The organism is Paraplanobispora takensis (assembly GCF_016863195.1).
Taxonomy (GTDB): Bacteria; Actinomycetota; Actinomycetes; order Streptosporangiales; family Streptosporangiaceae; genus Planobispora; species Planobispora takensis.
The window spans coordinates 272,378-293,510 of the sequence record NZ_BOOK01000014.1; the positions used below are offsets into that span (position 1 = coordinate 272,378).

The 21,133-nt window shown below is 72.8% G+C and carries 17 protein-coding genes; 8 read left to right on the forward strand and 9 right to left on the reverse strand.

All coding sequences use genetic code 11. The features are described 5' to 3' along the window. Positions 1 to 645: 645 nt before the first annotated feature. The 3 genes from Pta02_RS11535 to Pta02_RS11545 form a co-directional block, all read right to left on the reverse strand. Complete coding sequence (locus Pta02_RS11535; protein ID WP_203874727.1) at positions 646 to 2,058, reverse strand: phytoene desaturase family protein; 1,413 nt, start codon at positions 2,056 to 2,058, stop codon at positions 646 to 648. Positions 2,059 to 2,319: 261 nt separating this feature from the next. After that, a complete protein-coding gene (locus Pta02_RS11540; RefSeq protein WP_203874728.1) occupies positions 2,320 to 4,437 on the reverse strand; it encodes an N-acetylneuraminate synthase family protein in 2,118 nt (705 codons plus the stop codon). Positions 4,438 to 4,825: 388 nt separating this feature from the next. Beyond that, positions 4,826 to 5,038, reverse strand: coding sequence for a hypothetical protein (locus tag Pta02_RS11545; protein WP_203874729.1), 213 nt, complete (start codon positions 5,036 to 5,038; stop codon positions 4,826 to 4,828). 207 nt (positions 5,039 to 5,245) lie between these two features. Here Pta02_RS11545 and Pta02_RS11550 point away from each other — a divergent pair, with 207 nt between their 5' ends. Continuing rightward, a complete protein-coding gene (locus Pta02_RS11550) occupies positions 5,246 to 6,166 on the forward strand; it encodes an NADP-dependent oxidoreductase (RefSeq protein WP_203874730.1) in 921 nt (306 codons plus the stop codon). Between the two features lie 53 nt (positions 6,167 to 6,219). Here Pta02_RS11550 and Pta02_RS11555 read toward each other — a convergent pair whose 3' ends face one another. Together Pta02_RS11555 and Pta02_RS11560 are read right to left on the reverse strand one after the other, a co-directional pair. Further along, on the reverse strand, positions 6,220 to 7,236 hold the full coding sequence (locus Pta02_RS11555) for an alpha/beta hydrolase (protein WP_239130281.1): 1,017 nt from the start codon (positions 7,234 to 7,236) through the stop codon (positions 6,220 to 6,222). 13 nt (positions 7,237 to 7,249) lie between these two features. Beyond that, entirely contained in the window at positions 7,250 to 8,302 is a 1,053-nt protein-coding gene (locus tag Pta02_RS11560) for a LacI family DNA-binding transcriptional regulator (RefSeq protein WP_203874732.1), read from the reverse strand. Positions 8,303 to 8,461: 159 nt separating this feature from the next. Here Pta02_RS11560 and Pta02_RS11565 point away from each other — a divergent pair, with 159 nt between their 5' ends. The 6 genes from Pta02_RS11565 to Pta02_RS11590 all read left to right on the forward strand — a co-directional run bounded on the left by Pta02_RS11565 (position 8,462) and on the right by Pta02_RS11590 (position 15,888). Next, on the forward strand, positions 8,462 to 9,730 hold the full coding sequence (locus tag Pta02_RS11565; RefSeq protein WP_203874733.1) for a sugar ABC transporter substrate-binding protein: 1,269 nt from the start codon (positions 8,462 to 8,464) through the stop codon (positions 9,728 to 9,730). Beyond that, positions 9,727 to 11,445: an ABC transporter permease subunit gene (locus Pta02_RS11570; RefSeq protein WP_239130212.1), complete on the forward strand. Its 1,719-nt coding sequence runs from the start codon at positions 9,727 to 9,729 to the stop codon at positions 11,443 to 11,445. Before Pta02_RS11565 ends, Pta02_RS11570 begins: the two co-directional genes overlap by 4 nt. Beyond that, entirely contained in the window at positions 11,442 to 12,278 is an 837-nt protein-coding gene (locus tag Pta02_RS11575) for a sugar ABC transporter permease (RefSeq protein WP_203874734.1), read from the forward strand. The genes Pta02_RS11570 and Pta02_RS11575 overlap by 4 nt, the downstream gene beginning before the upstream one ends. Before the next feature lie 2 nt (positions 12,279 to 12,280). Then, entirely contained in the window at positions 12,281 to 14,089 is a 1,809-nt protein-coding gene (locus tag Pta02_RS11580; RefSeq protein WP_203874735.1) for an alpha-amylase family glycosyl hydrolase, read from the forward strand. A gap of 80 nt (positions 14,090 to 14,169) precedes the next feature. Beyond that, on the forward strand, positions 14,170 to 14,946 hold the full coding sequence (locus tag Pta02_RS11585; RefSeq protein ID WP_203874736.1) for an AAC(3) family N-acetyltransferase: 777 nt from the start codon (positions 14,170 to 14,172) through the stop codon (positions 14,944 to 14,946). Positions 14,947 to 15,036: 90 nt separating this feature from the next. After that, the gene (locus Pta02_RS11590) at positions 15,037 to 15,888 is read left to right on the forward strand and encodes a hypothetical protein (RefSeq protein WP_203874737.1); all 852 of its coding nucleotides are present in this window, start codon (positions 15,037 to 15,039) and stop codon (positions 15,886 to 15,888) included. A 108-nt stretch (positions 15,889 to 15,996) separates the two neighbouring features. Here the strand turns inward: Pta02_RS11590 and Pta02_RS11595 are convergent, their stop codons facing one another. Both Pta02_RS11595 and Pta02_RS11600 read right to left on the reverse strand, forming a co-directional pair. Continuing rightward, positions 15,997 to 16,479: an SRPBCC family protein gene (locus Pta02_RS11595; protein ID WP_203874738.1), complete on the reverse strand. Its 483-nt coding sequence runs from the start codon at positions 16,477 to 16,479 to the stop codon at positions 15,997 to 15,999. Next, positions 16,476 to 16,721: a hypothetical protein gene (locus Pta02_RS11600; protein ID WP_203874739.1), complete on the reverse strand. Its 246-nt coding sequence runs from the start codon at positions 16,719 to 16,721 to the stop codon at positions 16,476 to 16,478. Before Pta02_RS11600 ends, Pta02_RS11595 begins: the two co-directional genes overlap by 4 nt. A gap of 101 nt (positions 16,722 to 16,822) precedes the next feature. Between Pta02_RS11600 and Pta02_RS11605 the strand changes: the two genes are divergently transcribed. After that, the gene (locus Pta02_RS11605) at positions 16,823 to 17,299 is read left to right on the forward strand and encodes an NUDIX domain-containing protein (RefSeq protein ID WP_203874740.1); all 477 of its coding nucleotides are present in this window, start codon (positions 16,823 to 16,825) and stop codon (positions 17,297 to 17,299) included. Between the two features lie 48 nt (positions 17,300 to 17,347). Here Pta02_RS11605 and Pta02_RS11610 read toward each other — a convergent pair whose 3' ends face one another. Together Pta02_RS11610 and Pta02_RS11615 are read right to left on the reverse strand one after the other, a co-directional pair. Then, positions 17,348 to 19,141 carry a serine/threonine-protein kinase gene (locus Pta02_RS11610; RefSeq protein ID WP_203874741.1) on the reverse strand — a complete coding sequence of 598 codons (1,794 nt, stop codon included), beginning with the start codon at positions 19,139 to 19,141 and terminating at the stop codon, positions 17,348 to 17,350. Positions 19,142 to 19,234: 93 nt separating this feature from the next. Beyond that, on the reverse strand, positions 19,235 to 20,959 hold the full coding sequence (locus Pta02_RS11615; RefSeq protein ID WP_239130231.1) for a carbohydrate-binding module family 20 domain-containing protein: 1,725 nt from the start codon (positions 20,957 to 20,959) through the stop codon (positions 19,235 to 19,237). Between the last annotated feature and the right edge of the window lie 174 nt (positions 20,960 to 21,133).

A 21,133-nucleotide genomic window follows, 5' to 3' on the forward strand; every position in this document is an offset into this window, starting at 1 on the left:
ACGGCCCGCGGCCCGGATGGGTGGGTCCGATCAGTGGTCGTGGGCATCGCGGACGGGGTGACGGGCCAGAGGGGTGAGGCCGAAGCGGCGGGCGGGTATGGCGGTGCGGACCGGGTGACGGGCCCGTCCGTGAGAAGGGTCCGTTCGGGTGGGGGTGTACCCGTGTTGCCCGCCCGCAGGGCGGGTCCGGGGCGGGCCGGGTGCTGCCCGCCCGGCTCGCGTCACATGACAACCCGATGCGCACGTTCTGGGTGATGTTCTGAGGTCCGATCCGCCGCCAGGGCGGCCGGCACCTTCCCCTTCTTCCCCGCACCGGTGATGATCGGCAAGCCGGGGCGCCTGGTGATCTACTGCCACTCGTGGCCGAGGACAGCCGGAACAGCCCATCCGCACCCGGCGCTCGGCGACTCTCGATACAGCCGACACCCCGGTGGCCGAGGCAGGCTCGACTGCGGTGCGGCGCAGCCTGGGTGGGCGACGCGCGGCCCACCGGGAACGTGCCTCACGGGTGGGCCCTCCTCCGAACGGACATGCCCTGCGGATGGGCCTGCCACCCGGCCCGCGCCCGCTCTCGGCTTCAGGGCCTGCTCGTTCACGCGTCCGGAATGTCCGGTCCTTCGGCGGGGAGGATCCGCGGCGGGCCGGTCAGCCGGCGCGCAGCGCCAGGCGGGCGGCCTGGTAGCCGCCCATGCCGTGCACGCCGGGGCCGGGCGGGGTCGCGGCCGAGCACAGGTAGACACCGGGCAGCGGGGTCCGCCAGGGCCGCGCGGAGTACACCGGGCGGCCCGCGAACTGGCGCAGGTCGGCGGCGCCCGCCCCGATGTCGCCGCCGACGTAGTTGGCGTTGTGGCGTTGCATGGCGGCGGAGTCCATGGCGTGCCGGGCCAGGACGCGATCGCGGAAACCGGGGGCGAAGCGCTCGATCTGGTCCTCGATCGCGGCGGTCATGTCCACGGTGGAGCCGTTGGGGACGTGGCAGTAGGCCCACAGGGTGTGCCCGCCCGCGGGGGCGCGGGAGGGGTCGGCCACGCACGGCTGCACCAGCAGCACGTACGGACGCTCCGGATGCACGCCCCGGGCGACCAGGGCCTCGCCCAGCGCGATCTCCTCCAGGGTGCCGCCCAGGTGGACCGTACCGGCCCGGCCGACCGCGGGGTCCTTCCACGGCACGGGCCCGTCCAGGGCCCAGTCCAGCTTGAACACTCCGGGCCCGTACCGGTAGCGGGCCAGGCGGCGGGCGTAGCGCGGCGGCAGCCGGTCGCCGGCCATGGCCAGGAACTGGCGCGGCGTGACGTCCAGCAGGACCGTGCCCGCGGGCGGGAGCTCGGCCAGGGAGGAGACCCGGTGCCCGGACACGGCCTCACCGCCCAGCTCGCGCAGCCGGGCCGTCATCAGGTCGGCCAGCCGCTGCGAGCCGCCGCGCACCACCGGCCAGCCCGCGTGGTGGGCCAGGGACGCCAGAAGCATCCCGAAGCCGCCGGTGATGGGGGAGCGCAGGTCCAGCATGGAGTGGGCGGCCATCCCGGCCAGCGCGGCCCGGCCCTGGACGGTGCGGAAGGCCGTCCGGGCCAGCATCGTGGCCGGTTGCAGCCCGAGCACCCCGAACCGGGCGGCGGCCAGCGGCGCCCGGGGCAGGCCGAGCGGGGCCAGCAGGGTGTCCACCAGCGGTTCTCCGGCGCGGGCGGCCGCCCCGATCACGGCCTGCCAGGCCCGCCCGTCCCGGCCGAGGCCGGCCGCGGTCCGCGCCGGGTCGCGGTGCACGAGCACCGCGGAGCCGTCGTCGAGCGGGTGCGCCGCGGGGACCGGGGGATGGGCGAAGTCGACGGGCAGGCCGAGCGCGCGGAAGGCGACCGAGACCCCGGCCATGGGCAGCACCGTCGCGCACACATCGTGGACGTGGCCCGGCAGCGTCAGCTCCTCGCTGCGCAGCCCGCCGCCGAAGCGCTCCCCGGCCTCCAGCAGCAGCACCCGGCGCCCCGCCCGCGCCAGGAGCAGTGCCCCCGCCAGGCCGTTCGGCCCGGAACCGACCACCACCGCGTCGAACCCGTCTGCGCCCACACCCGCGCTCCCGTCTCACTCCGGTCCCACCCGCACGGCGTCCAGCACCGTCGCACCCGTCGCATCCGTCGTGCCGCCGCAACGCCGTCACACCCGTCGAACGCTACGGCACCCCCTCACGGACGGCCGGAGCGGCGTCCGCGAGCGGCACGGCGAGGCGCTCCACGCTCCGACTGTCCTCCATCCGGGGGTCACACCGTGGTCCCGTCCCCTTCGGGGCGGGGCGCCGCGCCGACACCCCGCCCGGCGAAGGACGTGTCGTCAGACCGTGACGCGGCGCAGGCGGGACTTGGGGGCCTCCTCGCCGGGGAAGACCCGCTTGACGCCGTCGCCGAGAGCGGTCTCGATGATGCGGATGTCGCGGACCAGGTGCTCCAGGCCGGACGGCTCCAGCGAGGCCGCGTGGTCGGAGCCCCACATGGTCCGGTCCAGCGTGATGTGCCGCTCCACGGTCACCGCGCCCAGCGTGACGGCCGCCAGGGAGATCTGCAGGCCGCGCTCGTGGCCGGAGTAGCCGACGGGCACGCCGTACCGCTCCTGGAGGGTGACGATGGCGCGGAGGTTGGCCTCCTCCGGAGGCAGCGGGTAGGTCGAGGTGGCGTGCATCAGCACCAGCTTGGAGGTGCCGAGGATCTCCACGGCCCGGTCGATCTCCTCCAGCGTGGACATGCCGGTGGACAGGATGATCGGCTTTCCGGTCGCGGCGAGCGCGCGCAACAGCTCCAGGTCGGTCACGCTGGCCGAGGCGACCTTGTGCGTGACGACGTTCATCTCCTCCAGGAACTCCACCGACGGCACGTCCCACGGCGAGGCGAACCAGTGCAGGTCGCGCTCGGCGGCGTACTTGGCGATCTGGGTGTACTCGTCCACGCCGAACTCGGTGCGGATCTTGTACTCCATGTAGGTCATCTCGCCCCACGGCGTCTGCCGGATCTGGTCGCGCTGCTCCAGCGGTACGCAGATCTCCGGGGTGCGCTTCTGGAACTTGACCGCCTGGCAGCCCGCCTCGGCGGCCACGTCGATCAGCCGGCGCGCGATGTCCAGGTCGCCGTTGTGGTTGATGCCGATCTCGGCGATCACATACACCGGCTGACCGGCGCCGACCAGCGCGTCACCGATCTGGACGGGCTTGGCGACCGGGGACAGCCGCAGCTCGGCGCGGGGCGCGGGGACCTCGGCGGCCTCCTCCGGGCGGGCCGCGAGGACCCGGTCGCACAGCTCCCTGACCGCGCCCGCCCCGCCCGGCCGGGTGAGCACGATCCTGGCGGCGGCGCGGACCCGGGGGTGGGCGTCGGGGACCGTGACGGGCCAGCCGACGTCGCTCATCGGGCCCAGGTCGTTGACGTCGTTGCCGACGTAGGCGACCCGCGCCGGGTCCAGTCCCTCGATGGCCAGCCAGTCGCGCAGCACGGTCCGCTTGTCGGTCAGGCCCTGCAGGACGGGGACGCCGAGCTTGCGGGCACGGGCCGCGACCACCGGGTTGTGCTCGGTGGACATGATCATCAGCTTGACGCCGGAGCGGCGCAGCAGCGAGATGCCCATGCCGTCGGAGCGGCTGACCGCGACCATCTCGCGGCCGTCCTGGTCGACGTAGGCGCGGTCGTCGGTGTGCACCCCGTCGAAGTCGGTGATCACGGCGTCCACGTCGATCGGCTCGGGCCGGTCGACGAACGGCGCCAGCGCCCGGACGACCTCCAGGTCCTCCGGCGTGTCCACCTCGACGGCGTGCTGCGAGGGAACCGGCTGCACGGCGACGGAGCCGAAGAACCGGTGCCCGTGCTCGCGCAGGCCCTCGGTGCGCATCACGTAGAACGCGCCGGTCTCGCGGTAGTGCGGCTCCCGGTCCTGGCGGCGCGGCCGGGACGCCGGGTCGTGGTTCACGCCGTTCACGGTCGTGACCGCCGCGGCCCCGTCGCGCGCCTCCCAGTTCGCGGCCTCCCCGTTCGCGGCGCCCTCGGCGCTCCACAGGAACTCATGCGTCTCCAGCCCGGAGAAGACCACGTCGGCGGTCCCGTCGAGGACCTTGACGATCGCGGCGTCCAGGTCGGAGGGATCGATGAACGCGCTGGTGCACTGGACGAGCACGACCACGCCGGGGTCGGCGGGCAGCCGGTCGAGCGCGTGCAGGACGGCGGACTCGCTGGAGGCCGTCGCACCGCTCAGCTCGCCGGGCCGCTCGACCACGACGGCGCCGGCCGCGCGGGCGGCCTGGGCGATCTCCGGATGGTCGGTGCTGACCACGACCTCGTCGATCAGCCCGGCCTGGACGCAGGCCCTCACCGCGCGGGCGACCAGGGGGATTCCTCCCACGGGGGCCAGGTTCTTCAGCGGGACGCCCACCGAACCTCCGCGGGCGGGAATGACGGCCAGGACTCGCAAGGTGACTCCTCTTACCTACGGCAGCACCCCTGAGCTGGGGTGTTGAGAACGCTAGCCAGGGGGGTGGCCGGTAAGGGGTGCCTGAGCTGAACGCCCAGAGTCGCCCGGCTGAACTTTCCGCACGGCCCCTGCCGTACGGCGGGCGGGAAAAGCCGCGCGAGGAGCGGCGGGAGGTGGAGGAGGGCCTTCGTCACACGCCGGGCCGTCACACGCCGGGCCATCGCGCGGATCTCGTCACGCGGACCTGGTCACGCGGACCTGGTCACGCGGACCTGGTCACGTGGACCTGGTCACGTGGACCTGGTCACACGGAAGGCGCCGCGGGCGGTTCACATCGTCCGCGGCGCCGATGGTCCGGAGCGTCCGTCATGGGACGCCGGAGTGCCCGTTACGGGGTGAAGGTGTCCGGCAGTTCTTCGGTGTTCTGCCTGGACTTGTTGCCGGGCTGCTTGGACGCCTGCCGGTTCTTGTTCCCGGACTGCTGCTGGGCGCGGTTGCGGGACTGTCCCTGTCCCTGGCTCCTGCCGGTCGTGCTGTCGTCGCCGTTCGGCATGTTGGAGCCGCTCCTGGCCTTGCCCCGACTCTGATCGGAGTTCGTCATGCTTCTTCCCCCGTTGAATGACAGGTTGTCGAGCACGTGATAACCGGAAATAAAGTCGACAATCACGATCTATAGATCTTTAACGGACACGACACCCATCCCTGGCGTCCGGTTTACGAGTCCTGCAGCAGTTGACCTCAACGAGACTTGAGGTTGCATCGTGATGATCGGCCGGGCGCCGTCCGGTGCCCGGGGAAGGGACTGATCATGAAAGCGGCCGTGTTCGTCGTGCCCGGCGGGCCTGAAGTGCTGGAGCTGATGGAGGTCGAGGACCCGCAGGCCGGGCCCGGCCAGGTGCGGGTCAGGGTGCAGGCCGCCGGCGTGCAGCCGTACGATCTGGCGATCCGGGCCGGTTGGATCCCCCCGGGGGTGGAAGCGGTCTTCCCGCGGATCCCGGGCAACGAGTTCGCGGGCGTGGTGGACCAGGTCGGCCCCGGGGTCGCCGGGATCACCGGAGCCGAGGTGGGCGCGGAGGTCATGGGATTCACCCGGCTAACCGCCTACGCCGAGTACGTGGTGGTCCCCGCCGATCAGATCACCCCCAAGCCGGCGGGCATGCCGTGGGAGGTGGCCGGCGGTTTCCCCGCGGCCGTCATGACACCGCACATCGCCCTGCGGGAGCTGGGCGTCGGCCACGGTGACACGGTGCTGGTCCACGCCGCCGCCGGAGGGGTCGGCACCGTCGCGGTGCAGCTGGCCCGCGAATGGGGCGCCACGGTCGTCGGCACGGCGAGCGAGGCCAACCACGACTATCTCCGCTCGCTCGGCGTGATCCCGGTGACGTACGGCGAGGGCCTGGTGGAGCGGGTGCGGGCGGTCGCGCCCGGCGGGGTGGACGCCGTCCTCGACGGGGCCGGCGGCGATGCCCTGACCGCCTCGCTCGAACTGGTCGAGGACCCCGCGCGGATCATCACGCTCGTCGAACACGCCGGGGCCGCGGAGCTGGGCGTGCGGACCACGCCCGACAAGCGTTCCGCGGACCGGCTGGCCGAGGCGGCACGGCTCTACGAGGAGGGGCGCCTGCGCCTCCACGTGCGCGGGACGTTCCCGCTGGAGCGGGCGGCCGACGCCCACCGGGAGGTCGCCACCGGGCACGGCCGGGGGAAGGCGGTCCTGCTCGTCGGCTGACCCCCGCAGGCCCGGACGGGACGCGCCGCAGGCCCGGATGGGACGCCCGGGGGTCAGGCGGCGACGCCGACCGCGGTCATGAGCATGGGCAGGGCCCGTTCCAGGCCGCGCCTCCAGTACGGCCAGACGTGGGTGCCGGGGCCGTAGAAGTCGGCGGTGACCTCGACCCCGTCCCGCTCGGCGCGTTCGACGAACTCCCTGGACTGACCGAGCAGGGTGGCCTCCCCGTCGTCCCTGCCGGTTCCGGAGACGTCCAGCGGGCCGGGGGAGCCGTCCCCGCAGGAGACGAACAGCCGTACCCCTCTCAGCCGGGACGTCAGGTCGACCGGGTTGTGGGCGGACCACTCGGGACCGCCCACGGCGCCCCACAGGTCGTCGGGGTCCTGACCGTAGCGTCCCAGCAGCCAGGGGGCGCTGTGCGTGGTGTCCAGCACCCCGGAGAAGGAGGCCGCCGCCCGGAACACGCCCGGGTGGCGGGCCGCGTAGGAGATCGCGCCGAAGCCCCCCATCGACAGCCCGGCCACCGCCCGCCGGTCCCCGGCGCCGTAGTGCCGCTCCAGGACCCCGCGGACCTCGGTCAGGTGGAAGGTCTCCCATCCCGGGCCGTCGCGCCAGTCGGAGTAGAAGCCCACCATCCCGCTCTCCGGCATGACGACGATCACCGGGTACCGGGCCGTGAGCTCCGCCGCCCCGCCCTCCGACGCCCAGGAGTCGTAGGCGGGCTGGCAGCACCCGTTCAGCAGGTACAGCACCGGCCACGGGCCGGAGCCCGGCGTCCACCCCTCGGGCAGCAGCACCCTGGCCCTGGCCTCGCGGCCCAGCGCGGCCGAGGTGATCGTGAGCACGTGGTCCCGGCCGGTGCGGCGGTCCACGCGGAAGCCCGGCACCGCCCGCGCCCCCTGCCGCGAAGCCTCGGCGGAGGGGCCGGCGCCCGGCCGGGCCGAGACGCCGGTTCCTGGGGAGGCCGGGGTCCCCGCCCCCGGAGACGTGGAGGACAGCGGCACCCACAGGGCCAGCGCCGCGACGGCGATCACCAGCCCCGCGATCAGGAGCGGCGCCGGGCGCTTCATCCGGTTCACGCGATCAATCCTGTCCCGCCGCACCGGCCACCGGAAGCCCCGTCCCGGAGGAGGCCCATCGGGACAGGGTCGAGCCGCGCACCACGAGCTCGGGCGCGAAGAGGTACTCGGCGGCCTTGGCCGGGCGGCCCTTGATCTCGTCGAGCAGGGCGCGCACCGCGGCCACGCCCATCGCCTGGACCGGCTGGCGGACCGTGGTGAGCGGCGGATCGGTGAACGGCATCAGGGGCGAGTCGTCGGCCCCCACGACCGAGACGTCCTCCGGCACGCGCAGGCCGCGCCGCCGTACGGCGCGCACGGCGCCCAGCGCCATCAGGTCGCTGCCGCACACCAGCGCGGTCGCGCCCCGATCCACCAGCAGGGACGCGGCCATCTGGCCGCCCTCGACGTCGAAGGGGGCCAGTTCCACCAGCTCCTCCCCGGCCGGATCGCCCAGCTCGCCCATCGCGGCGCGGAACCCGGCCAGCCGGCGCCGGGAGGTCGAGTAGCGCAGCGGCCCGCCGACGAAGCCGATCCGCCGGTGGCCCAGTCCGATCAGGTGCAGCGCCGCCGTGTGGCCCGCCGCGACGTCGTCACAGGAGACGCACGTGACGCCCAGGCCCGGGATGTCGCCGTTGACGAACACGATGGGCAGCCGCTGGCGCCGCAGGTCCCGGTAACGGGAGGACTCGATCGTGGTGTCGGCGTGCAGGCCGGAGACGAACACGATGCCGGAGACGTCGCGGTCGAGCAGCATCCCGACGTACTCGTCCTCGCCCGCGCCCTCCGGGGTCTGCGTGCACAGCACGGCGGTGTACCCGTGGCGGGCCAGGGCGGTCTCGATCACCTGGGCGAAGAAGGGGAAGACCGGGTTCTGCAGCTCGGCGGTGATCAGCCCGACGAGTCCCGAACTGCGAGGCCGCAGCCCGCTGGGGCGCTCGTAGCCGAGCACGCCCATCGCGGTGAGCACCGCGTTGCGCGCCCGCGGGCTCACCCCCGGACGCTCGTTGAGCACCCGCGAGACCGTCGCCTTGCTCACCCCGGCCTGCCGGGCGATTTCGTCGAGTCGTGCCGCCATGGTGGCCGATTGTGGATCACTCCGCTGAAACTCTGCAAGAGATCCTGAAACTTTGCAGCAAATTCCTGCAAGGCATTCCAGGTGGGATGAACCCGCTGTTAACTTCGGCGCACATCGCGGTGCACCCCCTGAAAACCCCCTCCCATCTGGAGTCCGACCGTGCGCAGATCCACCCATGCCCTCGCCGGAGCCCTCGTGCTCGGCCTCACCCTCACCGCCTGCGGCGGGGGAGGCGGCGCCGCGCAGCAGTCCTCCTCGGCTCCGGCCGCCGCCGGTGACACCACCCTGCTCATCTGGGCCGACCAGAAGCGTTCCGCCACCCTCAAGCCCTTCGCCGAGGCGTTCGCCAAGGAGAACGGGATCAAGGCAGAGGTGGTCGTCGTGGCCCAGAACCAGCAGCAGACCTTCACCACCGCCTCCCAGGCGGGCAAGGGCCCGGACGTGCTCGTCGGCGCGCACGACTGGATCGGCAACCTCGTCCAGAACGGGCTCATCGACCCCATCCAGATGACCGAGGAGCAGTCGTCGGGGTACGTGGACGTGGCCCGCAAGGCCGTCACCTACGACGGCCAGGTGTACGGCGTGCCGTACGCGGTGGAGAGCCTCGCCCTGTACCGCAACACCGAGCTCGCCCCGGACGCGCCGAAGAGCTTCGACGAGGTGGTCGCCACCGGTAGGAAGCTCAAGGCCGCAGGGAAGGTCGAGGAGATCGTCGGCTATCCGGTCAGCCAGCAGAACGGCCAGTCCGGCGACACCTACCACCTCTATCCCCTCTACACCTCGGCCGGGGGATACCTGTTCGGCACCACCCCGGACGGCGACCCGGACCCGGCCGACCTGGGCGTGGGCACCAAGGAGTCGGTCGCGGCGTTCGAGCGCATCGCCGGGCTGGGGGAGAAGGGCGAGGGCGCGCTCAAGCGCTCCTTCACCTCCGACAACGCCGCGTCGGCCTTCTACGAGGGCAAGACCGCGTTCATGGTCTCCGGGCCCTGGCGGCTGGCCGACGTCCGCACGGCGGGCGTGAAGTACGACATCACGCCGGTGCCCGGCTTCGAGGACGGCGGGCCCGCCCGGCCGTTCGTCAGCGTGCAGTCCTTCTTCGTGGCGAGCAAGGGCAGGAACAAGGCGCTCGCCCAGGAGTTCGTCACCGGCAGCCTGGCCTCGCCCGAGGTGGCGCAGGCGCTGTTCGACGCCGACCCGCGCATGCCCGCGCTGAAGCAGGCGCTGGAGTACGCCGCGGGCAAGGACCCCGACCAGGCCAAGTTCCAGGCCGCCGCCGAGAACGGCACTCCGCTGCCCACGATCCCGCAGATGGTGGCGATCTGGGTGCCGTTCAACACGCTCATCCACGCCGCGGTGAAGGGCGAGTCGGTGCCCGAGGCGGTCGAGGCCGCCGCCGAGGCCATCTCCGGGCAGCTCAAGCAGTGAGCACCCGGCAGGCCCGGACCGGGAAGGCCGTCCTTCCCGGTCCGCAGGACACCGGCACGCCCCCGGACGAACCGGTCGCGCGGGTCCGCCGCGCCCGTGCCCTACCAGGCCGGGAGCCGCGGCGGGGCGCACCGGTCCGCGGGTGGCCGGGGAACGCGGGCGCGATCGCGGCGCGTTTCCTGACGCTCGGGCTGATCGTCGCCGTCGCCCTCTGGGCGGCCGCCCCGCTCGTGTCGGCGCAGAACTGGACCGGGACGGCGATCGTCGCGGCGGTCACCGTCGCCGGCCTGTACGTCTACCTGACCCCGCGGCGGCTGCCCGCCAAGTACCTGTTCCCCGTCACCCTCCTGATCCTGGCGCTCCAGGTCTTCCCGGTGGTCCACACGATGTCGCTGGCGCTGACCAACATCGGCGACGGGCACCTCGGCACCAAGCAGGAGGCGATCACCGCGATCGAGACCTCCTCGGTCCGGCGGGAGCCCGGCTCCGCGGAGTACCGCCTCACCGTGGCCGAGCGGGACGGCGAGCCGGTCTTCCTGCTGGCGGAGGGCGCCCGCGCCTACGTCGGCACCGCCGCGGGACTGCGCCCGCTGGAGGGCGCGACGTTCGGCCCCGGCGGGCGGATCACCGCCGCCGAGGGGTACACGGTGCTCACCGTCGCCCAGGCCTCCGCCCGGGGCGCCGAGGTCACCGGGCTGTCGGTGCCGGTCGAGGGCGGCGCGATCCGCAGCCAGGGCCTGTCCCGCGCCTACCGGGGCACGGCGCAGCTGTCCTACGACGCGGCGTGCGACTGCGTCACCGGCCCCGACCCCGCCGCGGCCTCCGGCTCCGGCTCCGGTGACGGTGACGGTGACGGTGAGGCGGTCCCGCAGAAGGTCTGGCAGGCCGACGAGGAGCAGGGCCGGTTCGTGGCCGTGGACGGCACCGCGCTGCCCCAGGGCTGGAAGGTGGACGTCGGCCCGGCCAACCTCACCGCCGCGCTCACCGATCCGCAGGTCAACGCGCACTTCCTCGGCGTCCTGGGCTGGAACGTGGTCTACGCCCTGTCCGTCGTGGCGCTCACCGCCGCCCTCGGCATCGCGGTCGCGCTGGTCCTGCACCATCCCCGGATGCGCGCCGTACGGGCCTACCGGACGCTGATCGTCCTGCCGTACGCGATGCCCGCCTTCGCCATGCTGCTGGTCTGGCGGGACATGTTCAACACCGACTTCGGCCTGGTCAACAGGATGTCCGGGCTGGAGGTCGACTGGCTCGGGGAGCCGCTGACCGCCCGCCTGTCGGTCCTGCTGGTCCAGCTCTGGCTGGGCTTCCCGTACATGTTCCTGATCGCCACGGGGGCGCTGCAGACGATCCCGTCGGAGTATCTGGAGGCGGCCCAGGTGGACGGGGCGACCGCCTGGCACCGGTTCAGGAAGGTCACCTTCCCGCTGCTGATGCTGGCGCTGGCCCCGCTGCTGGTCTCCTCGTTCGCGTTCAACTTCAACAACTTCAACGGCGTCTTCCTGATCACCGCGGGAGGCCCGTTCCCGGCGGACAACCCGGCCGTGGGCGCCACCGACCTGCTCATCACCTACACCTTCCGGCTGGCCTTCGGGCAGCAGGGCGCCCAGTACGGCCTGGCCTCGGCGATGTCCGTCTACGTCTACCTGATCGTCGCCGTCATCTCGATCATCAGCTTCCGGCGCACCCGGGTCTTCAAGGAGGTGGACCGTTGAACCGCGGGACCGCCCTGCGGCACGCGGCGGCGATCGCCGTCACCGCCTTCGCCCTCTTCCCGATCCTGTTCGTGGTCTCCGCCGCGCTCAACCCGCTCGGCACCCTCAGCTCGGCGACCCTCCTGCCGGAGGGCGCGGGCCTGGGCAACCTCCGGGCGCTGTTCACGACCACGCCGTTCCTGACCTGGTACGCCAACTCCATCCTGATCGCCGGGCTCACCGCCGTCCTGTCGGTGGCGGTCTCGGCGCTCTCCGCCTACGCCTTCAGCCGCTTCCGGTTCGCCGGGCGCCGTACCGGCCTGGTGACGCTGCTGATCATCCAGGCGTTCCCGCAGTTCCTGGCGATCGTCCCGCTGTACGTCATCTTCAGCGTGATCAGCGACAACTGGCCGGCCTTCGGGCTCAACAGCGTCTGGGGCGTGACCCTGCTCTACGTCGGCGGCCAGGTCGGCGTGAACACCTGGCTGATCAAGGGGTTCTTCGACACGATCCCCAAGGAGCTCGACGACGCCATGCTCATCGACGGCTGCACCCCCGGCCAGGCGTTCCGCCGGGTGATCCTGCCGCTGTCCGCGCCGGTCCTGGCGATCAGCGCGCTGCTGGTCTTCATCGCGACGATCAACGAGTTCCTCGTGGCCAGCGTCTTCCTCACCGGCGACGACTCCCGCACCCTCGCGGTCGGCCTGTTCAGCCTCCTGGCCGACCAGCGCAACGCCAACTTCGGCATCTTCGCCGCCGGCACCCTGCTCACCGCGATCCCCACCGTCGCCGTCTTCCAGTTCCTGCAGAGATACATCGTCCACGGGCTCACCGCGGGCGCCGTGAAAGGATGATCATGATCGATCGAGGATTCCACCACGACGGTTCGGCCGATCACGTCAGCACTCTGGCCCCCGACCCCGGCGAGACGGTGACGGTGTTCGTCCGCACCCCGCGCGATCAGCGTTCGGGCGTGTACGTGCGCACGACGCCCGACGGCGAACCGCACTTCACCGAGGCGGTGATCGACCGGGAGACCGATCACGAGCTGTGGTGGCGGGCCGACGTGGTGGCCCGCAACCCGGTGACCGGCTACCGCTTCCTGCTCACCGGCCCCGCCGACCCGGCGAACGGGAACCCGTACGGCTACCGCTGGCTCACCGCCAGGGGCCTGACCGACCACGACGTGCCCGACGCCACGGACTTCCGGCTGGTCACCCACGCCGCCCCGCCCGCCTGGGCCGGCGCCGGGGTGATCTACGAGATCTTCCCCGACCGGTTCGCCTCCTCCGGCGCCCGGCGCGAGGCGCCGCAGTGGGCGATCCCGTGCGACTGGGGCGACCCGGTCGCAGGCACCGGCCCGGCCACCCCCCGGCAGTTCTTCGGCGGCGACCTGGACGGCGTCCGCTCCCGCCTCGACCACATCACGGACCTGGGCGCGGACATCCTCTATCTGACCCCGGTCTTCCCCGCCGCCTCCAACCACCGCTACAACGCCACCTCCTTCGCCGAGGTCGACCCGCTGCTCGGCGGGGACGCCGCCTACCGCGCGCTGATCGAGGAGGCCCACCGGCGGGGCATGCGCGTCCTGGGCGACCTGACCACCAACCACTGCGGCGACATCCACCCCTGGTTCCGGGCCGCGCTGCGGGACAAGGACGCCCCCGAGCGGGAGATGTTCTTCTTCACCGACGACGACCTCGGCTACGAGGCGTGGATGGGCGTGCCGTCCCTGCCCAAGCTCGACTGGTCGAGCGAGCGGCTGGCCGCCGCGATGGAGGAGGTGGTCCGCCACTGGCTCCGCTTCGGCCTGGACGGCTGGCGCATCGACGTGGCCAACATGACCGGCCGCCTGCGTGAGGCCGACCTCACCCACGAGGTGGCCCGCCGGATCCGGCGGGCGATCGCCGCGGAGACCCCGGACGGGCTGCTGGTCGCCGAGCACGCCCACGACGCCTCCGGCGACCTGGACGCCGACGGCTGGCAGGGCACGATGAACTACGCCGGGTTCACCCGGCCGGTGTGGAGCTGGCTGCGCGGGCCCGGGGTCCGGCTGCCCTTCCACGGCGTCCCGGCCGAGATCCCCCGGATCGGCGGCGGCGACGCGGTGGCGACCATGCGGGCCTTCTCCAGCCTGGTGTCGTGGCGCGCGCTGACCTCCTCCTGGTCGATCCTCGGCTCCCACGACGCCGCCCGCATCCGCACGGTCTGCGGCGGCGACCCCGCCCTGGTCGAGGTCGCCGCCGGGCTGATGTTCACGCTGCCCGGCACGCCGATGATGTTCGCCGGCGACGAGATCGGCCTGGAGGGCGCCTGGGCCGAGGACGCCCGCCGTACGATGCCGTGGGACCGTCCCGAGACCTGGGACACCCGCACGCTGGGCGTCTACCGCGACCTGATCGCCCTGCGCCGCGGCGAGCCCGCCCTGACCGTGGGCGGCCTGCGCTGGCTGCACGTCTCCGACGACGCCGTGGTCTACGTCCGCGAGCGCGCGGGCGAGCGCCTGCTGGTCCTGGCCGCCCGCGCCGGCCACGCGCCGGTACGGCTCCCGCTGGGCGCCGCCGCCACCGCCCTGTACGGCGGAGCCGACCTGGCCCCCGATCCCGCGGGCGTCCTCACCCTGCCCGCCGACGGCCCCGCCTTCCACGTCTGGCGGCTGGGGTGACCGATGCCTGACCCTTCCGTCCCGGGCCCCTGGGATGGGGCCATGGACCCGCTTCCCCGCCCGGGAGCCCGGGAGGGCGCATGGACCCGCTGACGATCGGCCACCTCGTGACCGGGCTGCGCTCGCTCGGGGTGGCCCGGGGCGACGTCCTCCTCGTGCACTGCTCGCTCTCCCGGTTCGGCCACGTCGTCGGCGGCGCCGAGGCGGTCGTGCTGGCCCTGCGCGAGGCCGTCGGGGAGGACGGCACCCTGGTCGCGCCCGTCCAGTCCTGGCAGCTGTGCGACCCCGCCTACCTCGCCGACCCGGCCGTGCCCGAGGCCTGGTGGGAGACGATCCGCCGGGAACTGCCCCCGTACGATCCCGCCTGGACGCCGTCGCGCTCGATGGGCGCGGTCGCCGAGGCGCTGCGCACCCTGCCCGGTGCCCGGCGCAGCGGCCACCCGCACCGCTCGTTCGCCGCGTGGGGACGGCACGCGCGGGCCGTCACGGCCCGGCATGACCTCGACGACCCCGTGGGCGAGGGGTCGCCGCTGTCGGTGACCTACGACCTCGGCGCCCGGGTGCTGCTGCTCGGCGTCGGCCACGACAAGAACACCTCGCTGCATCTGGCCGAGGCGCGCTCCGGCCTGCCCCGCGACCGGGTCCCCAACGGCGCGCCCCTGCTGGTAGGCGGGGAGCGCCGGTGGGTCCCCTTCACCGAGCCCGCCATCGACGACGCCGACTTCCCGGCGGCGGGCGCGGCGTTCGCCGGGACCGGTGGAGTACGGCACGGCGCGATCGGCGCGGCACCCGCCCTGCTGATGAGCCAGCGCTCCCTGGTCGACTTCGCCGCCTCCTGGTTCCGCGCCCACCGCTGACCGGTGGCAGATTCCCGGCCTCCCGGCAGGCCGTTGCCGGGAGGCCGGGGGCGGGGGATCCTCAGGAGGTCCCCTACGGAGGGAGCCACCGTGGCCACCCCCTTCCCCACCCAGGCGTTCAACAGCGCCGACGGCAGGTTCAGCTTCATCGTCCTCGATCTGACGTCCACCGCGGACCCTCAACTGGAGGCGACCAACGCGTACGGCGACGACGACCCGGACAACGCCCCCCTCCAGGTGGCGTCCAAGGGCGTCACGCTCACCGGAACGGTCTCGCTCTCGGGTCCCGCCGGATCCCGTAAATGGCGCGTCGGCTGGATCCAGACCATCTATCCCTGCCGGCAGGCCGTCACCTACGAGAGACCGGCCGACAACTACCGCGGCAAGCTGGTCTGCACGATCGACCGGAGCAGGCGCGACGGTGATCTCGCCGACGACGGCGGACACTGCATCTGGTACGCCACATCCGACTCTTCGAAAGAGATCGCCCCGTCCTCCCCGGTCATCGTCGAGATGGACGACCAGCCGAACGTCTCGTTCCACGACGTCTACAACGGCAAGGCCGCCGACTGGATCAAGGGCTGGAAGGGCATCGCCGTCGAGGGCACCAAGTCCTTCTGCAGCTGGCTGATCGCCGAAGCCGCCGACGACCACGAGATCGTGTACCTCTATCACGTCGTCTGGGAGTGCGACTACACCACCTCGCTGAAAGACGGCCGGCTCGTAGCCCCCTCGGGCGGCACGAGAATCATCTCGCACGGTCCCGGCCAAGGCTCCAAGACTCCCAACCTGGAGAAGGATCCCATCGACGAAGAGGACTTCCCTCCCAAACCCGACGCCGCCCTCAACGCCGCGAAACCCGCCTTCACACGTGCCGCTCCCAGCTCCGCGGTCCGCAACACACCCACCCTGGGCGCCCGCAAGCAGAACCCCGACGGCTGACCCGCGCCCACCCGCCGGTGGACGAGCGGCCCCGGGTGATGGTCAACCTCCTGTTCGACGGCGGTACGGTCGCCGACCCGGGCGGCATGCGGTCCTGACGAGGGGCGGTCACGAGCCTGGCGGCGAGTTCGTCTCACCGGGCCCGCCGCCGGCGTGGGCCGGGCCGGACAACCACGTCTCGATGGCGCTCTGCCAGGAGGCGAGGAAGGCGGGGTAGCCGTCGGCGAATTCGCCCAGCTCCCGGGCGGCCGTGTCGCTGAGGGGAGTGAGGTCGTAGGTGACGGTGACCCGGCTGTGCCGTCCGGGCTCTCCGGCCGGTTCCAGGACCACGGCGACGGTCCCGGCGCGGGAGCCCGGAGTGACCCGGGCGTAGGAGATGCTCCGGCCCCGCAGGCGCCCGAGCACCACCCAGACGGTCGTCTCCCCGTCGGCCCGGGTCTCGAACACGGTTCCGGGCTCGGTGTCGTCCTCGACGGGGACGGGGAAACGGGGGTGCCAGCCGTCCACCCAGTCCTCCTCCCCGCGGGCGGTGAACAGGCGGAAGGCCTCCTCCGGGGGGAGGGGGACGGTGATGGTCCCGGTGAGTCTCACGGCTCCTCCTTCAGCTTGTGCGCGTCGGCGGAGGTCAGGGTCAGGGAATAGACCTCCTTGAGCTGGTCGATCTTGGCGATCGTCTCCGGTGAGAACGGCGCCTTGCCCTCGAAGGCGTGCAGGACGATGCCCTCCACGAGATCTCCGAGGGGCATGTCGAGATACTCGGCCAGGCCCTTGAGGACCTTCAGCATGCTCTTCTCGATCCGGAAGCCCGTCTGAACCCGTTCCGCTGTTACCATGGTAACAATATAACTCATCTACGAGTGCCGGTGAAGGGCGCACGCCGGGGCCGTTGTCACCCGCCATCTCGCCACGGGCCCGGCGGGGTATCTTGATCCGGATGAGTGAGCCCCTTCTGGAGCCGGAGCAGTGGTACGCCACGCTGCCGACGGCCTTCGTCTCGGCCTGCCTGCTGCTCACCGACGCCGACGGCCGCGTGCTGGTGGTCAAGCCCAACTACCGGCCGTACTGGATGATCCCCGGAGGCGTCATCGAGCCCGGGGAACTGCCCGAGGAGTGCGCGGCGCGGGAGATCGGCGAGGAGCTGGGCCTGGAGGCGCGGGCCGGGGAACTGCTCGTCGTCCACTGGTCCCCGCCGGTGGACGACCGGCCCCGGGTGATGGTCAACTTCCTGTTCGACGGCGGTACGGTCGCCGACCCGGGCGGCATCCGGCTGCAGGAGGACGAGCTCGACGAGGCGGCGTTCCTGTCCTGGGAGGAGGCGTCCGCCCGGCTGGCGTTCCACACCGCGCCCCGCCTGTCCGCCGCCCGCCGGGCCCGCGAGACCGGACGGACCGTCTACCTGTCGGGCTGGTGAACCGCCTGCCGTGAAGGGGCGCGGGGCGGGGACGGCGCCCCGCCGGGGTCAGTCGAGCCGGAAGGTCCTGGCGAAGGTGTCGACGTGCGTGCCCGCCTCGGCCCACTGGGCCTCGGGGGTGAAGAACCAGAACAGCCCGACGCCGCCGGAGTCCCGGACGAGGCACCGGGCGTGGAAGCGGAAGGCGCCGCCCGCGCCGCCCGGAGCGGAGAAACGGAACTCCAGCTCGGCGGCCCGGCCGCCGGGGTAGGGGACCTCCTTGCGGCTGAGCTCCCGGTAGGAGGCGGGATCGATCAGCTTCTGGTCGTCCTGCAGGCTGGTGCGGAGCGCGTCGAGCATGGCGGCCGGGTCCCTGGTCTCCTTCCTCGCCGGGTCGGCGAAGGAGCCCAGGTACCAGGAGGTCGACAGGAACGAGCCGCCGGGGCGCTCCCAGCTCACCTGGCTCCCGGACTCCTCCTTGGTCCAGCCCTCGGGCACCGCGATGGAGAATCCGCGCCGGTCGGTGTGGAGGGTGAAGCCGCGCGGCAACGCGGCCGGAGCCTCGGAGGAGGACTCCGTGCTCCGGCCGGAGGACGGGCCGGGCTCGCTCGCGGGGGCGCCGGAGCCCGTGGGGCTCCGCTGAGCGGAGGACCCGGATGACGGGGTGACCTCGGGCGAGGAGCCCGCGTGGCGGACTCCCCAGATCACCGCGGCGGTCACGGCGATCGCGGCCAGCATCGACCCCGCCGCCACGGCCATCCGGCCGCGCCGCGGCCCGGCGGGCGTACCCGCCTCGGTCGGCGGGGGCGTCACGCCCGGAGCGGCGCCGGGAACCGCCCCGCCGTGGCCGCCGCTTCCGGTGCCAGCAGTACCGCCGCGATCGCCGTTCCCGGGGCCGGGAACCGCCCCGCCGTGGTCATCGCCCCCGGGGCCGGGAACCGCATTGCCGCGATCGCCGTCCCCGGTGCCGGGCGTTGTCCCGTCGTGGCCGCCGTCCGCGGTGCCGGAACGGCGCGGGCTCCGCCCGGAGAGGGCGCCGGCTCCGGCGGCCACCGGCGCGAGCAGCGCCATCGCCCGGTCGGCGGTCAGCCGCCCGGCCGGGTCCTTCACGAGCAGGCCGTCGAGCACCGGGCGGATCCGGTCCGCGTACCGGGTCGGATCCGGGGGTCTGCTGATGATCGCCGCGATCAGGGCCGTCGCGCTGTCCCTCTCGAACGGCCTGCGGCCCTCCACCGCCTGGTACAGCGTCACGCCCACGGCCCACAGGTCGGAGGCCGCCGAGGCGCCCCGGCCCTCGATCTGCTCGGGGGCCAGGTAGGCGGGCGTGCCCATCATCTGGCCGGGCGCGGTCAGCTCGGAGGTGTCGTGGGAGGCCGCCGCGATCCCGAAGTCGGTGAGCATCGCCCGGCCGTTCTTCAGCAGGATGTTGGCCGGTTTGACGTCGCGGTGCACGATCCCGGCCGCCTCGGCCGCGGCCAGCGCGGAGATCACCTGATGGCCGAGCTCGGCGGCGCGGGCCTCGGGCAGCCGTCCCTCGGTTCTGATCACCTCGGCCAGGGACGGGCCGTCGACCAGTTCCATGACGATCCACGGCAGGCCGTCCTCCTCGACCACGTCGTAGACGGTGACGATGCCGGGATGGCTTCTGAGCCGGGCCGCCGTGCGCGCCTCGCGCAGGGTCCGCTGCAGCCGCCGCTCGCGTTCCCCGGCGGGCAGGTGGGCGGGCAGCGCCACCTCCTTGACGGCCACGGGCTGGTGCAGCAGTTCGTCCCAGGCCCGCCAGACCAGGCCCATCCCGCCCTCGCCGAGGGGCGCCTGCAACTGGTAGCGCCGCGCCAGTGCGCGTAACCGATCTTCCGGCATATTGGGCAAGATATCTCGCCCGAGTCCGCCGGGAGGCGGGAAAGGGCGACGGGGACGCCCCGAGACGTCCCCGTCGTGTGGTCGCGGGCCGGGTCAGCGCCAGGTGTCGTTACGGGTGGCGGTGCCGGTCGCCGGGGTGGTGAAGGAGCGGTTGGGGTCGCTCTCCCAGGTCACCGAGCCGTCGGGATTCTTCTTGATGTACTTGTAGGAGATCGTCTTTCCGGCGGGCAGGTTCACCGTGGCCTTCCAGACCGGATAGCTCGCGGCGGAGAGCGCGACCGCGTTCGCCGGGTTCCAGGAGCCCAGCTCGGCCACGTCGCCGACGACGAAGACGTTCTGGCCCCAGTAGGTGGTCACGTTCGCGTTGAAGGAGGCGGCGATCTTCCCGGTGCTCGCCGTCGGCGTCGGGGTGGGCGTCGGGGTGGAGGTGGCGCCGCCGCCGACGTGGAGGGCGACCGCGCTCTTGGCGGGGACGGTCACGTTCGCGGTGCCGTCGCCGTTCACCGTCACCGAGCCGCTCCCGGCGGCGTTGGCGTAGGTCCCGGCGGGCAGGCCGGTGGTGAAGGTGCGGGTCAGCGGGCCGCCGCCGTTGTTGATCGCGACCCAGCCCTTGTTCCCGCGGCTGAAGGCGATCACGTTGTCGTTGTTGTCGTACCAGTTGCCGACCGCGGTGCCCGCCACGGCCTTGTGGAAGCCGGCCATCCCGGCCATCTGCCGGTGGAAGCAGGTCCAGCGCCCGTTGCCGCAGTCGGTGTCGGTGACGAACCCGCCGCCGGCCGAGGGCGGCCCGGCCTCCTTGTCGCTCCAGGTGAAGCCGGAGTAGACGCGCGGCGTGCCGTACGGCCAGGCGAGCATGAAGACGTTGGCCAGCCGGTAGGCGTCGCCGTACTTGTAGTTGAGCGTGGAGCCGTTGCGCTCGGTGTCGTGGTTGTCGACGAAGGTCAGGGCCTTGTCACTGGGCACCGACAGGCCCCAGCTCTGCCCGAACGTCTCCAGCCAGTGGATCTGCCCGGTGAACTGCTCCTTCATCTTGCGGCCGAAGACGAACTCGTGCACGTCGCCGACGCCGGTGTACTGGCTCGGCTGGACCGCCTCGCCGTCGCCGTGGATGACCTCCTGGTGGATGTACGGCGAGCCGGTCAGCTTCGCCTTGATGGCCGCCAGGTCACCCGGCGGGATGTGCTTGGCCGCGTCGACGCGGAAGCCGTCCACGCCGAGGGAGGTCAGCTTGTTGAGGTAGCCGGCGATCTGGTTGCGGACGTACTCGGAGCCGGTGTTGAGGTCGGCCAGGCCGGACAGCTCGCAGTTCTGCACCCGCCAGCCGTCGTTCTTGTAGTCGGGATCGTTGATCGTGCAGGTGGGCGAGAGGTGGAAGTCGGCGGCGGAGTAGACGCCGGGATAGTCGTACTTGCCGAAGGAGTAGCCGCCGTAGCTGGTGCTGCCCTGGCCGGTCATGTGGTTGACGACCGCGTCGGCGTGGACCTTCAGGCCCGCGTCGTGACAGGCCTTGATCATGTTCTTGAAGGCGTTCTCGTCGCCGAACTTGCTGGTGAGCGTGTAGCGGGCGGGCTGGTAGATGTCCCACCAGACCGAGCCGCCCTTGCTCATCGAGTCGTGCGGCGGGGAGACCTGGACGGCGCCGTACCCGGCGGGGCCGAGCACGTCGGTGCACTCGCGCGCGACCGAGTTCCAGTTCCAGCTCCAGAGTTTGACGATGGGGCCGGTGCCGGCGGGCGGCACGGCCTGGACGGCGGCGGCGGAGGAGGAGGTGGCGCCGAGCGCGACGGGTACGAGCACGGCGGCGCCGGCCGTCAGCACGCTCAGCGCCGCGGCGGCCAGCGGCGTGCGGACACGCGATCTGCCGCGGGACGGGGGACGAGGGGCCGGGGGGCGAGGGGATGGGGGAAGAGGGGCCGGGGTACGCGGGGCCGGGGTACGCGGGGCCGGGGGACGTGGGACGGGGGATTTGTAGGATTCCACGGTGGGGCCTCC